The sequence below is a fragment of the Clostridium sp. CTA-1 genome (genome assembly GCF_054768215.1).
In genome coordinates this window covers 238742-254376 of the sequence record NZ_BAAAAP010000004.1, presented here as the reverse complement: position 1 = coordinate 254376, position 15635 = coordinate 238742, and the positions used below count along the sequence as shown (strand labels likewise).

The following is a 15635-nucleotide window of genomic DNA, read 5'->3' as shown; positions in this document are numbered from 1 at the left end:
CTATAGTATAATTAACCATATATAATAATAATTAACTATTTATAATAATTATTATCCTTATTACAATATAATTTTTACACAAGGAGATTTGAAATGAAATTTAATTTTAAAAGTATTAAAACTTTAATTTTATGTACTATTCTACCACTAACTATATTATCTATGGTCTTTTTATCCATTTTAAGTTATAGTAATTCTAAAAACATAATTTCCAATGAAATAGAAGATAAGATGAAATTCCAGACTAAAGCTATAAGTGAAAATATAGAAAAATCACTATTAACTCATAAAAAAATAGCTGAAACTCTTTCTAAAACTGTAGAATCTTCAAAGGATATTATGCCTAAAGATACTTATAAAAATATAGTTGGAAATTTTATAAAAACTAATGATGAGACTTTTGGAACAGGTATATGGTTCGAACCTTACAAATTTAATGCCAAAGAAAAGTTTTTTGGTCCTTATTGTTTTAAAGACGGTAATAAAGTAGTTTACACCGATAAGTATAGCACCGAATCTTATAATTATATGAATTATGATTGGTATAAATCAGCTAAATCTTCTACTGCTTCATGTGTTTGGTCAAAACCTTATTTAGATGAGCTTAGTAATATAACTATGGTATCAACTTCTGCTGCATTTAGGGATAAAAGCGGTAATCTTCTTGGAGTGGCTACTGCTGATATAAACTTAGATCGTCTACAAAGAATGATAGCTAATGTGAAGTTTGGTAAAACAGGTAAGGCTATATTATTAGATAAAGACGGTAATTATATAACTAATCCTAACAAAAGTAAGATTATAAAGATGAATATTACAAAAGAAACTGAAAATAGTTTATCAACTTTGGGAAAAGAAATGTTATCTAATAAAAAGGGAACAGGTACATATAAAGAAGGAGATGTAAAAAAATTAGCTTATTATGACTCTATACCTGAAACCGGTTGGATTATAGCTTTATCCATAGATCAATCAGAAGTTACTGCCCCTTTAAAACAACTTTTAATAAAAAGCATAATGTTTATATTAATTGCTTTAGCTTTAATAATTATATTTATCTTATGGTTTAGCAATTACTTAACTAAAAATATAAACAGAGTTAATATATTTTCAGAAACTATTTCTAATGGAGATTTAACTAAATCATTATCCATAGATAGCAAAGATGAATTAGGAGCCATGGGAAAAAATTTAAATAGTATGAAAAACACCCTAAATAATATAATAAATAATTTTAATATAAGCCTTAAAGATATAGTATCTATATCCGAAGAATTGTCTGCTAGTGCTGAGCAAACTCAAAGTGCTTCAGATCAAATAGCACAATCTATATCTGATATAGCAACCGGAAGTGAAACTCAGTCAAAAACTTCTCAGGATTCCGTTAAAAATTTAGAAGAAATATATAGAGGCATGGAACAAATATCTAACAATGTTCAATCCGTTACTAATTACTCTATGGCCACTTATAAAAAAGCTGAAGAAGGTAATATAACAGTGTCTACAGCTATAAATAAAATGAAAGATATAGAAGAAAGCGTAACAGACTCTGCAAATATTGTAAATACACTAGAAGAAAAATCAAATAATATAGACAATATAGTTTCCCTAATAACATCTATTGCAGAGCAAACAAATTTATTAGCGCTAAATGCAGCTATAGAGGCAGCCCGTGCAGGAGAAGCTGGGAAAGGTTTTGCTGTGGTAGCTGAAGAGGTAAGAAAATTAGCTGAAGAATCTTCTGCCTCAGCTGGAAGTATTGGAAATATTATAAAAGAAGTTCAAAATGATATTGCAAAAGTAGTTAACTCTATGAAAGTTGAAACTGATAATGTTAATGAGGGTATAGTAATAGTACAAAATACTAAAAATTCTTTTGAAAATATATTATCTAGTATTGATAAGGTCTCTAGAGAAATGCAAGATGTATCTGCAGTAGTAGAAGAAATAACTGCTAGCACAGAAACTGTTGTAAACTCTTTAGAAAAAATAGACTCAATAATAAAAGAGTCCAGTAGTAATACACAAAATGTTGCAGCTTCTGCTGAAGAGCAAACAGCTATAATGAAAGAAGTAGCTGAAGTTGCAACTAATCTTTCTCAAATGTCTTTAAAACTTGAAAAAGATATAAATATATTTAAAATTTAATAAGAAGTTGTATCAAAATAAAAGAATATAAATAGATTTAATCTTAACACCGCCAATATAAAAAGTACATTCATAAGCCACTTTATTTGGCTAAGAAGTTCTAAACTTGGCTACATTAAAATTAAATCTATGTTGAGACAGTATCCTAGATAACAGATTAGAAAGAACAGAGAGTAGATAAAAAGATTTTTAAACAAAACATTTTTATCTATTCTCTGTTCTTTTTTTACTTCCTACTCTTATCTATATTTTATACTTTTTTTCTCTATATATTTTGTACTCTCTACTTTATACTTTGTATCCTGTACCACCTATACCTTATATTCTATAAATTTTACACTATATACTCTGTACTCTCTCCTCTATCCTATCCTCTATCCTCTCTCCCCTGCGCTCTGTTCATTAAAAGAAGTGTTACAATTACTCCTCCAATTAATCCACCGATATGTCCAAAGTTATCCACATTGGGGATAGAAAATCCTAATATTAAGTTAATAACTATAACTGATATTATATTATTTAAGAATTCTTTTCCCCCTCTTTTCCTATTTTTATAAGCTATTATAAAAGTAGCTCCTAATGTGCCAAATATAGCTCCTGAGGCTCCTATAGAAACTGAGGATGAAAATAAATAACTAAAATAAGAACTTAATATTCCAGATATAAAATAAATAATTAAATATTTTACTTTGCCAAAATATATTTCTACCAAAGGTCCTATAGAATTCAATGCATACATATTTAATGCTAAATGAATTAATCCTCCATGTAAAAACATTGCTGTTATTAACCTATAATACTCGCCATTATTTATAAAAGAGTTTACTTTTGCCCCTAAAAATATTAACACTCTAATATCACTGGTAAATATACTTCCTGATAAAAAGGCTGTTATTAAGTACATAAAAATATTTATGCCTATTATTATTTTAGTAATAGTTGACTTCTCATGGCTATTCATATTATTTTCATTATAATAAATATTTTCTCTTTGTCTTGGAACACTTACTATATCTTCTACAATGCTTCTAGTCCCTTCTCCAGCATATACTATATTTCTATTATTGTAATCTAATATAAAAGACATATCTTTAATTAAATTACTATCTAAAAAATTAATTAAAGAATTATCTATTTCCTCATCTGTCAATATAGCTATGTTTAAATTTATCCTTTTGTCCATAAGCAAAGACTGAATATACTCTTTTATATATTCCTTATTTAAATTTTTTATTGCAAAGTTACTAGAAAAAATTAATACATCATAAAAATCATCTTTCTCTTTAACAGCTATCCAATTACTCTCTAGTCCCACATTTGTATTTATCTCCATAACATTATAATTGTTTATACTCATAAGTTTTTCTATAATGTCTTTTATAAAATTATCTATATCAATCACTTCCTAAATAAAAATAATATTTTTAGACACCATTAAAAAAATATTCCTTTATACTACCCAATATATATTATTATACATATAAGCACAACATATAATTTAAAACTATATGTTGTGCTTATACTCACATTAACAACCTTTACATAACTATGGATTTTATAACTAAACTAGGATTTTTAAGCAGATTTATTTGATAAAAAAGTTTCATATTGTTATCTTTAAAAATTCTAATTATAGGTCTATCTGGGAAACCTTTATTTTGATTTATTACATATCCTTCTTCTCCATTTGATAATTTAATCCTACAACCTAAAGGATATATTGCAAAGGTATTTTTAAAAGATTTAACCAAATCTTCATCAAACATAGTTCCTGAACCAGATAATATAAGCTCATAGGCATCATTTGGAGTAAATTTTTTTCTATAACATCTATCATTACTTATTGCATCATATACATCACATATAGAAACTAACTTTGCATATTTAGAAATATCCTTTCTTTTGAGTCCATAGGGGTATCCTTTACCGTCTATTCTTTCATGATGTTGTTCTACTATTTTTATAATTGTATCAGACATTGTAAAATCTTTTTTTAGTATTTCGCTACCATAAATAGGGTGTTTTTTTATTTCCATAAATTCATCATCTGTTAATGGACCTTCTTTATTTATTATTTTATTAGATATTCGAGTTTTTCCTATATCGTGAAGTATTGCCCCTATACCTACATCCTTTAATTCCTTTTCATTTAATCCACTAGATAGGCCTATAAATGTAGTCATTATACAAGTATCTAAGCTATGTATATATGTATAATTATCATAGGTTTTAATATCATAAAGACTTCTATTTACATCCCCCATATCTATTATATAATCTATCATTTCTTCCACTTGATTAAAGGATTTCTTTAAGCTTTTACCATTAAAATCATGTATGTTTTTCATAAGATCAGTCATAGATTTCATAGTAGTTTGCTTAAGTTCCATTAATTTAGGATCATCTATTACTACATCTTCTAATCTTTCATCCCTTATATAAATGTAAAAAACACCTAGATTTCTTAATTTTTTTATGTAATTTCCTGTTAACTTAATACCAGATTTAAGTAAAACTTGTCCATCTTCGGAAAAAATATTTCTTCCTAAAACATCATTTTCTTTAACTCTATTAATAAATTCAAGTCGCATTATCATAAACACCTCATAACCTATATTAATCCGCCTAAAAATAAATATAATTAGAAAACATTGTTATTTATACTTTTTACTTGTAGATTATAAAATCCTTTCATAATAAAATTAGCTTATATATTAAAAATAAATACTCTAATATATTCGTATAACTTTAAACAATGCTTAAGATACAATTTAAATATATGTATTTATTTACTTTTATTTCAAGTTAAGGTAAAATTATATTATCACATCTATATAGGGAGGTCTGTTTTGAAAAAAAAATTAATCTTAATAATATGTATTTTGTTTTTATTGTTTCTACCCCTAAGCTATAAATTTAAAATTTACAAAAATAAAGACTTAAATTATGTAGTTGAACAACATATGACCCATGGTTTATTTAATAAATATAAAATGCATTCTATTAACAGCCTTAACCTAACTTTTTCTGACGGTAATGTAGCTGTTGTAAAAGTCTATGGAACTAGTAATAGCTCTCCACATAAAAGTATATCCTACAATTTATTTCTTACTAAGAGCAAAAATGGAGCATGGAAAGTAAAAAAAATATATGAAAATCATAAATATTCAAAAGAAATAACTCCAAATATGCCTTAATCATTTTTTTCTTTTATAAAATTATGCTTTATACAGTTTTCACATACACCTTCTATTTTTAAATGATGATCAATATTAGAAAAACCAGTTTCTTTATTTACTATTTCATCAAGATGAAATAAAGGACATTCTATCTGTACCTCTTTATGACATACTTTGCACTGTATAGTGTGAGTATGCTTTTTTCTTTTAAATCTAAAATTATATTTTGAATTTCCTAAATCAAATTTTTCTATTAAATCCTTATTTTCAAAAACTTCTAGTGTTCTATATATAGTAGATAAATCTAAATTTATATTTTTTTCTTTTAATTTTTTGAATATACTCTCCACATCTAAAGAATAAGTTGCTTCTATAAGTATACTTAAAATATTTATCCTACCTTTTGTTATCTTTAAATTACTTTTCTTCAATAATTCCTCTTCTATCATAATTATCACCTTATGATAATAATACAATAATTAGTAAACATAACTCAATACTTATTGATAATTTTAAAAAAATAAGATTTTCAAGCCAAATAATATTAATATTATTCCTCCTATATAATCTGCATAACTTGAGATTATAGATATTTTTTTAATATATTTAGATAAAATAACTCCTAAACTACAGATTATTGCAGCAATTAATCCTATAAACAAAGAACTCACAAATAAATAAAATAAATTACTAATATAAGTTAAAGTTGTAAAACCTATAATTAAAGCATCTATACTAACCGAAATACCTAATATAAAGTACATGCTTTTATTTAAAAATATACTTTCTTCTTTTTGTTTAAAACCCTCTAGTATCATTAGTATTCCTACTATTATTATTATTAATCCACCTACAATAGTTGGCATGGGAAATATATATTTATTAAAAATAACTCCCATATAACCGCCTAAGAAAGAAAGAAAAAACTGAAAAAATCCAAAGGAAAAGACAAAAATCATAATTGATTTTAAAGTAATACTCTTATTTATACCTATACACAGTATTACTCCAAAAGCATCTAAAGAAAGTGCTAACCCTAATAAAAAAAGCTCTTGTACTTCCATCATATCCCCCTATTAATATTAAATAATAAATACATTCTTAATTATTTATATATATAAAATACTACTTTTATAACGAGCAAAGTTATTTAATAAACAACTTAATTTTTTATAAATTAATTCTATATCTATAAAATAAACTCTTAAGAAAATTTAAAAATATATTATTTAAAATATTTATAGAGGGATACACACAGATTTTTATTAGGACTTAATCTATTATTTTTAAAGATTAATTACTTAATTGCTAACAACCTTATCTATTTTTTTAGGATCTAAAAATTTTATTTCATTAGAAACTATTTCTATTCCATACTTTTTATTACCATTTTTATCTTCATAATTTCTAGCTTGTATTCTTCCTACAACACTAATTAGTTTACCTTTTTCCATATACTTATGTATAGCTTCTGCATGTCTTCCCCATACAACGATAGGTATATAATCAGTTTTAGAACTTTCTTTGTTGTAATATCTATTTACAGCTATTACAAATCTTAATAAAGAAACATCTCTATCCTCTATATACTTAAGTTCTGCATCTTTAGTTAATCTGCCTATGAGCATAACTCTATTCATACTACTACCTCCACAATAACTGTTTTTTACTATTTATATTTATATCCATTGTTAGAGATAATAATCAGAGACAACTATTAAAGCTATTAAATTTTTAGTTTGTATCCATTTTCTTTAAGCCAATTTCTTCTTTTTTTCCAGTCTGGGATTACACTTTCAACTAAATACCAAAAATCTTTAGAGTGATTCATATGTACTAAATGGCAAAGTTCATGAACTACTATATAATCCAAAATTTCTAAAGGAGCCATAACTATTTTATAATTGTAATTTATATTTCCTTTAGAAGAACAGCTTCCCCATAAAGTTTTTTGATTTTTTATTACTATATTTTTAGGTGCAACTTTTAATATATTAGAATAATAATCTGTTCTTTCTTTTAATACATTTATAGCCTGCTCCTTATAAAAWTTTTCTAAATTATCTTTTATTATCACTTCTCTTTTATCTTTTAAAATACCAGAATTTATATAAATAATAAATTTATTATTATTTACTTCTAATTTAAAATATAAAGACTTTACCTCTTTAATTTCTAAATAATACAATTGACCTAGATAATAATATCCATGAAAATTTTCTACCTCTTTAAGCTTTTTTATTTTTTTTATAATCCATTTTTCCTCTTTTTTAAGAACCTGCTCTATAGTGAATTCATTGGTCCCTAAAGGTGCTGTAACTTCTATAACAAATTCTTTGCTAATTTTTATAGAAATAGTTTTCCTTTTTTTTATTTTTAAAATATATTGAAACCTTTCTCCCATTAAAATTATATCTTTCATTTTATATCCTTCTTTTATCTTAAACAAAAAAAGTGCCTGAAAATAGATTTTATTTTGAGACACCTTTTTGCCTATGTTAAATATTATATTCTATTTTCCATGAATCTAGAGATATTACTGCTTTTTCTTTAATTTGTAATGGAAAAGCAAAGTTACATACTTTAGCCTTCATTGGACTAACCTTTAAATCTTCTAGTTTAAATACTTCTGAAGCAACAAAATTTCCTTGTTCATCTTTGATGGTCATAGGTAATTCTTCTATATTTATTCCTTTATTGCAACCATTTCTAACAACTATAGTAACCAATAAATACCCCTCTTCATTTATACCTATACTAAATTTTGAAAAACTTACTTCTCCTTCTTTTAAATCTGGAAGATCTTCTAAAAAGTCTGTATAAACTTTTCTGCTTTCAGCATCAATTCCCTCTGGTAAATTCTCAATATCCACTGTTAAATTTCTAACAGCCCTTAAAGAATTATCAAAAACTAATTTCCAATCATCCGCGGGTATTTTATCTACAAATACATTTTCTTTATCAAAATATAAAATCCAAGGTCTAGCACAATAAGATGCTATATTTCCCATTGGTTCCAAATCAAAAATTTGGGATGCTAAAACATCTCCCTTAGAATTTATTATTTTAAAAGGAATTTTTTCAAAATTTATTTCTTTTTTTATACCATTTCTTAAATAAGCCTTAACTTCGTACTTATCTCCAAGGTCATATGCATATATGCCCGCTACATTAATTTCTCCCTCTTTTATAGGAACTAATTCATCTAGCTCCTCCTCAAGTATTTCTTTTTGTACCTTTGACATTACTTCTTGATCTTTTTCTAATAATGATAACTTTATATCTAAAGCTTCTTCTCTATTAACTTCTTTTTGCTGCTTCATCTAAATTCCTCCAAATATAATTTATGTTACAAATTATATTATAATATGTACAAATTTCTAAATCAAACTTAATTTGAAGTAAAATTATATATTTAATTAAAATTATATATTTTCTATTTTTAAATAAAATTAAATTTCTTAAATAAAAATTTATAAACTGTATAAACTATAGATTGAGGTGATAAAAATGATAAAGAATAATAAAAAATTGTTATTTACCACTGGTCTATTAAGTTTATCTTTACTTTTAGGCACTGGTTGCACAAACAAAAGCGCAAAAAATCCTCCAGCAAACAATGCTACTAAAAATGTAACGGAAAAAGCAGAGAATACGACTAAAAGTGCAGAGGAAAAAGCAAAAGAGAATACAACAGCGATGAATGGGGATTTATCTAAAAGATCCCAAAAAATAGCAGATGAATTAGTTAAGATAAAAGGTATAGAAAAAGCTAGAGTAGTTATATCTGAAAGAAGAGCTCTAGTAGGAGTTACCATCCCTAATTCTGCTGAAGGAAAAATGACAAGTGACTTAAAGAAACAAGTAGAGGATACTGTTAAAAAAACAGATAAAGAAATAGATACTGTAGCTGTATCTGCAGATGCAGACGTATATGATAGAATAACTAAAATAGCAGATGGTATTAAAGAAGGAAGAGGCATTCAAGAATTTGGTACTGAATTTAAAGAATTATTCAATAGAATAATTCCACAATAATAGGAAAGTGCCTAGCACTTTCCTTATATTGCGTTTTTATTTGTTTTTTCTTCAACTATAATTTCTTTTACCTCTTCTATCGGATCTATACTTGGATCTATTCTTACCTTTCCTCTAGTCTTATAAGTTGCAAAAGCATATGCTAGGCCACCTAGTGCAAACCATGTTATAATTATTCCCCATTCATAAGGCCATATAAGTCCTGATGGAAATCCTGGAAGATACATCAAAAGCATACCTAAAGATAAAACAACAGCCATAGTACCTACAAATTTAGCTCCCTTTACTTTATATGGTCTAGGCATATCTGGTTCTTTTTTTCTTAAAACTAAGAATGATATAGCTACTGTTAAATATGATATTACTATAGTAAACCCTCCTGAATTACTAAGCCATACTAACATATTTCTTCCAAGTAAAGGTGCAAAGGTTGATATAACACCTATTAATATTATAGCATTTGTAGGAGTTTTGTATTTCGGATGAAGTTTAGCTAAAAAGTGCGGAAGCATATCAGATTCTGCCATAGAATATATTGCTCTACTTCCTCCCATAAAGAAAGAATTCCAACTAGTTAAAATACCACCTATTCCTGCTAATATCAATACTTTTGATGCCAATGGACTATTGCCGAAAACCTTTTGCATAGCATCTGCAGCTACTAAATTTGATGCAGCTACTTCACTGGCATTTAAAGCTCTAGATGTACTATAAATTATCATTGCATACCAAACTATTGCCATTATTACTGATAAAACTATTATTTTGCCTATTTTTTTAAAAGGTACATTTATCTCTTCTGCAGCTTGTGGTAATACATCAAATCCCACATACATAAAAGGGGTCATTACTGCTACAGATAAGATACCTTTTCCTCCATTTACGAAGCTAGGTTGAATATTTTGTATATTTCCATTAAACATACTTCCAGCGAATAAAGAAATTCCTACACAAGCGATCATAAGTGTTACTATACCTTGCATAACTGCTGCTGGTTTTACTCCAAAATAATTTATTATTGTTATAATTATTGAACTTATAGAACCGATTATTACCCAAGAAGCATATACATCATAACCTGCAACGGTATACATATACCCTTTTAAATAAGAAGATGAGAAAAGATATTCTAACACTGTTGGAAATGCTACTGCCTCAAAGGCAACTACTGAAACATAACCTAGAACTATGGCCCAAGTACATATAAAAGATGGGTTTCTTCCTAATGCTCTATAACTAAAAACATGCTCTCCTCCACATTTAGGCATAGCAGCTGTGAGTTCTGCATAGGTAAGCCCTACGAAAAGTATCATTACTCCACCCATAGCAAAAGCTAATATAGCTCCTATACTACCAGCTTTTCCTATCCATTCACCAGTTAAAACAACCCAACCCCAACCAATCATAGCTCCAAAGGCTAATGCAATAATATCCTTTTTCGATAGGACTCTTTGAAAATTTTCATTACTACTGCCACTGACGGCACTTTCCTTAGACATAACGCAACCCCCTATTTTACCTCTGTAATTTTTTATTTAAATATGTTCTTAAATTATTATAAAAAATACAGATTACATAATTTATATAAAATTATTACCCCAAAATAATTTTTGCTTACATAATCTGTTTCATATTTAAATAAAAAATTAACTTTAGGCATTAGTTCCACCAACTCATATCATTTACATAAGTTGTTACTTTATTATAATATGAGTTTTCCAAATTTGTCAATAATATTTTGAATATTCATGAAATTTTATAAGTATTTATAAATTTTATAAAAATAGAATAGATTTAATTTTAACATCCGAAATATTAAAATTAAATCTATTCTAAGACAGCCTATTTAAATTTTAAAATAAAAACTACAATTTATTTTTAATATAAAATTATTTTCACACATAATCATAAAAATATATATTAAATTTATTTTTATTTGTTTTAGTTATAATATTTATAAATTAACTATACACTAACTTTTTTATTGGTATAATAATCCTCTTTATATTTAGTATGCTTAGATTCATTTGCAGCTTTTTTACTTGCAACTAAATAGAATATACCTCCAAGTAAAAACCATGTTAATATTATTCCCCATTCATAGGGCCAACTAAGTCCTGATGGTAAACCTGGCATAAACATTAAAAGCATTCCTACACATAAAACTATAGCCATAGTTCCTACAAATTTAGGATGTTTTACTTTATAAGGTCTTTCCATATTAGGTTCCTTTTTTCTTAATACTAAGAAAGATATAGATACAAGTAAATAGGATATTAATATACCAAATCCGCCTGCATTGCTAAGCCATACTAGCATCTTCTCTCCAAACAATGGTGCAATACTTGATACTAATCCTATTAATATTACAGCGTTAGTCGGTGTTTTATATTTAGGATGTATTTTAGCTAAAAATTTTGGTAACATTCCAGCTTCTGCCATAGAATATATTGCTCTACTTCCTCCCATAAAGAAGGAATTCCAACTAGTTAAAATACCTCCTATACCAGCTAGTATCAATATTTTTGATGCTACCACACTATTTCCGAACATCTTTTTCATGGCATCTGCAGCTACTAGGCTTGAACTATTTATTTCATTAGAATTTAATGCTACTGATGTACTATAAATTATCATAGCATACCAAACCACTGCCATGATTACTGATAAAATTATTATTTTCCCTATTTTTTTAAAAGGTACATTTATTTCTTCTGCTGCCTGTGGTATTACGTCAAAGCCTACATACATAAAAGGAGTCATTATAGCTACTGCTAAAATGCCCTTTCCTGAACCTCCTGTAACAAATGCAGGTGACATATTTTGTATACTTCCATTAAATAAGCTTCCTGTGAACAATGCAATTCCTACACAAGCAATCATAAGTGTTACTACACTTTGCATAAAAGCTGCTGGTTTTGCTCCAAAATAATTTACTATTGTTATTATTATGGCACTTATAGAACCTATTAATGCCCAAGAAGCATAAATATCATACCCTGCGATTGTATACATATAACCTTTCAAATAAGAAACAGAAAATAAATTTTCTAATACTGAAGGGAATGCAACCGCTTCAAAGGCTACAACGGAAATATATCCTAAAATCATTCCCCAAGTACATATAAAAGCTGCTTTTTTGCCTAATGCTCTATAACTAAATACCAAATCTCCCCCACACTTTGGCATAGCTGATGTAAGTTCTGCATAGGTTAGCCCTACAAATAATACTACGATTCCGCCTATTACAAAGGCCAATATAGCGCCCATGCTTCCTGCTTTCTGTATCCATTCACCTGTTAATACAACCCAACCCCAGCCAATCATAGCTCCAAAGGCTAAGGCCATAATATCCTTTTTCGATAGAACCCTTTCAAAATTTTGATCACTGCTACTGACGTCATTTTCCCTAGACATAATGATCCCCCTTTAATTTATAGTTAATTTTTTAATATTTTAATAATAAGATTATTTAACAATATTATAAGGTATAAGTTACAACTTGCAACTTAACCATTAGTGATGTTGTTACTTCATTATAATGTTTTCAATAGTAAACTGTCAACAAATTTTCCAATATTTAATATTTAAGTTATTTTAAACTATAAAAACTTTACTTTTGTTAATAAATTTGCTTAAATTTTACTAGTTCCTAGGTTATAAAAATTTATTCATTTATCCATTTCTGAATATATATACATATTTTCTTAAACTTATAAATAAATTTCTTAATAAACCTCTGTTTATACTAAAAAACCTTATTGCCTAATAATAAAAATAGCCTTTGAAATCTAATTTATAGAATTTTACAATCTATAAATTTAATTTTAAATAAATAAGAGCTATGAAATTTAGGTTTTTCCCCATTAATTTCATAGCTTTTATTAGCTTATTTTTATTTCTCAATTAATAAAAAATATTTAATTTTAATATAACAACACTCTCTTTTATTTCTAAATGGCCTTTATAAAAATTTATTCCTATATTTTATGAGAATTGTTTTAACTTTACTGTCAATCCCTAAGAGTAGCTACTATTCTATTGGTATTTTCAATCATAGAAAACACTTTTTCTATACTTCTAACAACTATGTCTGATTGAGCTATTAGTTTTCCTGCACAGCCTTCCTCACCTATTACAGCTATAGAAAGAATAGCTGCCTTAAACATTTCTATATCATTCATCCCATTACCTATTACCATAGTTTCCTCTGATCCTAATTTTTCTACAAAGGATTTTTTATGAAAAGTAGCATTACCTTTAGGAAAAGTTTCTACACTTACTGGTAAACCTTCACATTGCTTTTTCACATTTCCATAAGTATCTGCAGTTATTATGTATACCTTTAATTTTTCACTTATTTTTTTTAAGTTTTCTTTTGTTTGAGAGACCATAATTCCATCCGCTGCTACTGTTCCATTATAATCAAAAACAATATTTTTAATATTAAGGTTATCTCTACCTGGAATTTCTACAAAAATCATTCTATACCTACTTTCTTTCATATCTAATGTACTGTACCACAAGATACTGTATTTATAATTGTATAATTTGAAATTAAATTGTGTAAATAAACATTTAAACTTTACATAAGCTTTATATTTATTTAATACTAAATGAATACTTGTATTATTAAATAATTCCAATATTTACGTGATATTTTCTTATATTATAGATTATCCATAAATTCCACTTATATAGTTTTTGGTTTCCTCATTTATAGGACTGTTAAATACTTTCTCTGTTTCCCCACTTTCTATTACTTCTCCATTTAACATAAAAATGGTATTATCCGAAATCCTCTTGGCCTGGGCTAAATTATGAGTAACTATTAATATAGTATATTTTTTCTTTAGTTCTAATAAAAGTTTTTCTATTATAGCCGTATTTTTTATATCTAGGGCAGAACAAGGCTCGTCCATTAAAAGTATTTCTGGTTCTGGAAGTAAAGCCCTTCCTATACATAATCTTTGTTGTTGTCCTCCTGATAATTTTAAAGCAGACATATTTAAATTATCCCGTACTTCATCATATAAACCCACTAATTTTAATTTTTCTTCTATTGTCTTTTTTACTTCAGATTTATCTTTTATTCCATAATACTTTAAAACATAATTAAAATTTTTGTATATAGAAAAAGGGAAGGGCGCTGGACTTTGAAATACACAACCAATTTTTCTCCTTAAAAGCTCTAAAGGAATACTTTCTGTGTCCTTTCCATTAAAGTAAATCTCACCTTCTATTTTAAAATTTATCGCTTCTTTTATTATGCCATTTAAAGTCTTAAGCAATGTAGACTTACCACAACCAGAAGGGCCTATTATAGCCGTTACCTTATTTTTTTCTATATTTAAATTCAAATTTTTTAATATATGATTTTTGTCTAAATACACATTTAAATTATTTGTCTCTACTATATTCAATTTACACCCTCCTTCTTCTTACAATTAGCATAGATAAAAAATTTAAAATTATTAATATGCTCATTAAAACAAAAGCTGTTCCATAGGCATTTTCCATGGATATACCTTGACTTATTAGTATATAAAGATGATAAGATAATGCCATAACTGGTGACATTATAGAATCCGGTGTTGGTGCTGAAATTACAGCGGAGGTTAACATAATAGGTGCTGTTGCCCCCATAGCAAATCCACCAGATAACATTATTCCAGATACTATCTCTTCTATGCACTGAGGTAATATTATCCTAAAAAAAGTATAGGTCTTATCTATACCTAAAGAATAAGAGGATACTATTAATTTTTTATCTACTTCCTCTATAGCCTTTTCCGTAACCACTTCTATATATGGGAAAATCATTATAGACAAAGTTATAGCTCCTGCTAAAAGAGATACTCCTAAATCTAAAAAGAATACCAAAAATGAATATCCAAACAAGCCTAAAACTATGGATGGAATCCCGGATATGGAATGTATTATTATATGTATTATGCCGTCTATTTTTTTATTTTTATTGTATAAAGTAAGATAAACCGCCGTAGCTATACCTAGTATTGATGCGGTTATAGAGCTTATAAACATAAGTAATAGACTTCCTACTATAGCTGGAAATATTCCTCCTTCTTTCCCGAGAGGCATACCCTTTGGGTTATTTAATAAGAAATCTTTGTTTATAGTATGTATACCATTTTTAATCACATAAGCTATTATAAAAAAAACTATAAATACTACTAAAAAAGTGCTTAAAAAGTACCAAAGTAACAATAAAATATCTTTTAAGGATTTTTTCATACAAGTCACCTTTTC

Annotated in this window: 15 protein-coding genes; 3 read left to right on the top strand and 12 right to left on the bottom strand. The window is 26.9% G+C overall.

Annotation, left to right across the window (positions count from 1 at the left end; translation table 11 throughout):
- The first annotated feature begins 93 nt into the window (after positions 1-93).
- Entirely contained in the window at positions 94-2148 is a 2055-nt protein-coding gene (locus tag ACYUEW_RS05030) for a methyl-accepting chemotaxis protein (protein ID WP_460276329.1), read from the top strand.
- A 367-nt stretch (positions 2149-2515) separates the two neighbouring features.
- Here the strand turns inward: ACYUEW_RS05030 and ACYUEW_RS05025 are convergent, their stop codons facing one another.
- Together ACYUEW_RS05025 and ACYUEW_RS05020 are read right to left on the bottom strand one after the other, a co-directional pair.
- Positions 2516-3550: a rhomboid family intramembrane serine protease gene (locus ACYUEW_RS05025; RefSeq protein ID WP_163201334.1), complete on the bottom strand. Its 1035-nt coding sequence runs from the start codon at positions 3548-3550 to the stop codon at positions 2516-2518.
- A gap of 136 nt (positions 3551-3686) precedes the next feature.
- Positions 3687-4745 carry an HD-GYP domain-containing protein gene (locus ACYUEW_RS05020; RefSeq protein WP_003487388.1) on the bottom strand — a complete coding sequence of 353 codons (1059 nt, stop codon included), beginning with the start codon at positions 4743-4745 and terminating at the stop codon, positions 3687-3689.
- A gap of 252 nt (positions 4746-4997) precedes the next feature.
- On the opposite strand from ACYUEW_RS05020, the gene ACYUEW_RS05015 reads away from it, so the two are divergent.
- Positions 4998-5345 (top strand): hypothetical protein, encoded by a 348-nt coding sequence (locus tag ACYUEW_RS05015; RefSeq protein ID WP_042385790.1) that lies wholly within the window; start codon positions 4998-5000, stop codon positions 5343-5345.
- Here the strand turns inward: ACYUEW_RS05015 and ACYUEW_RS05010 are convergent.
- The 5 genes from ACYUEW_RS05010 to ACYUEW_RS04990 all read right to left on the bottom strand — a co-directional run bounded on the left by ACYUEW_RS05010 (position 5342) and on the right by ACYUEW_RS04990 (position 8650).
- Complete coding sequence (locus tag ACYUEW_RS05010; protein ID WP_003487392.1) at positions 5342-5776, bottom strand: Fur family transcriptional regulator; 435 nt, start codon at positions 5774-5776, stop codon at positions 5342-5344. The genes ACYUEW_RS05015 and ACYUEW_RS05010 overlap by 4 nt on opposite strands.
- Before the next feature lie 63 nt (positions 5777-5839).
- Complete coding sequence (locus ACYUEW_RS05005) at positions 5840-6391, bottom strand: manganese efflux pump (RefSeq protein ID WP_163201333.1); 552 nt, start codon at positions 6389-6391, stop codon at positions 5840-5842.
- 237 nt (positions 6392-6628) lie between these two features.
- Positions 6629-6967: a single-stranded DNA-binding protein gene (locus ACYUEW_RS05000; protein ID WP_163201332.1), complete on the bottom strand. Its 339-nt coding sequence runs from the start codon at positions 6965-6967 to the stop codon at positions 6629-6631.
- Between the two features lie 86 nt (positions 6968-7053).
- A complete protein-coding gene (locus tag ACYUEW_RS04995; RefSeq protein ID WP_460276328.1) occupies positions 7054-7749 on the bottom strand; it encodes a M48 family metallopeptidase in 696 nt (231 codons plus the stop codon).
- 76 nt (positions 7750-7825) lie between these two features.
- The gene (locus ACYUEW_RS04990; protein ID WP_003487402.1) at positions 7826-8650 is read right to left on the bottom strand and encodes an SLAP domain-containing protein; all 825 of its coding nucleotides are present in this window, start codon (positions 8648-8650) and stop codon (positions 7826-7828) included.
- Between the two features lie 187 nt (positions 8651-8837).
- On the opposite strand from ACYUEW_RS04990, the gene ACYUEW_RS04985 reads away from it, so the two are divergent.
- Positions 8838-9365: a YhcN/YlaJ family sporulation lipoprotein gene (locus ACYUEW_RS04985; RefSeq protein WP_003487403.1), complete on the top strand. Its 528-nt coding sequence runs from the start codon at positions 8838-8840 to the stop codon at positions 9363-9365.
- A 23-nt stretch (positions 9366-9388) separates the two neighbouring features.
- Here ACYUEW_RS04985 and ACYUEW_RS04980 read toward each other — a convergent pair whose 3' ends face one another.
- From ACYUEW_RS04980 to pstA, 5 genes are all read right to left on the bottom strand, one after another.
- Entirely contained in the window at positions 9389-10864 is a 1476-nt protein-coding gene (locus tag ACYUEW_RS04980) for an APC family permease (RefSeq protein ID WP_003487405.1), read from the bottom strand.
- 466 nt (positions 10865-11330) lie between these two features.
- Positions 11331-12782 (bottom strand): APC family permease, encoded by a 1452-nt coding sequence (locus ACYUEW_RS04975; protein ID WP_003487406.1) that lies wholly within the window; start codon positions 12780-12782, stop codon positions 11331-11333.
- Positions 12783-13378: 596 nt separating this feature from the next.
- On the bottom strand, positions 13379-13849 hold the full coding sequence (locus ACYUEW_RS04970; protein WP_163201203.1) for an HAD family hydrolase: 471 nt from the start codon (positions 13847-13849) through the stop codon (positions 13379-13381).
- A 192-nt stretch (positions 13850-14041) separates the two neighbouring features.
- The gene (locus ACYUEW_RS04965) at positions 14042-14788 is read right to left on the bottom strand and encodes a phosphate ABC transporter ATP-binding protein (RefSeq protein ID WP_043031135.1); all 747 of its coding nucleotides are present in this window, start codon (positions 14786-14788) and stop codon (positions 14042-14044) included.
- 1 nt (position 14789) lies between these two features.
- Positions 14790-15620: a phosphate ABC transporter permease PstA gene (gene pstA, locus ACYUEW_RS04960; RefSeq protein ID WP_045516285.1), complete on the bottom strand. Its 831-nt coding sequence runs from the start codon at positions 15618-15620 to the stop codon at positions 14790-14792.
- Positions 15621-15635 lie beyond the last annotated feature (15 nt).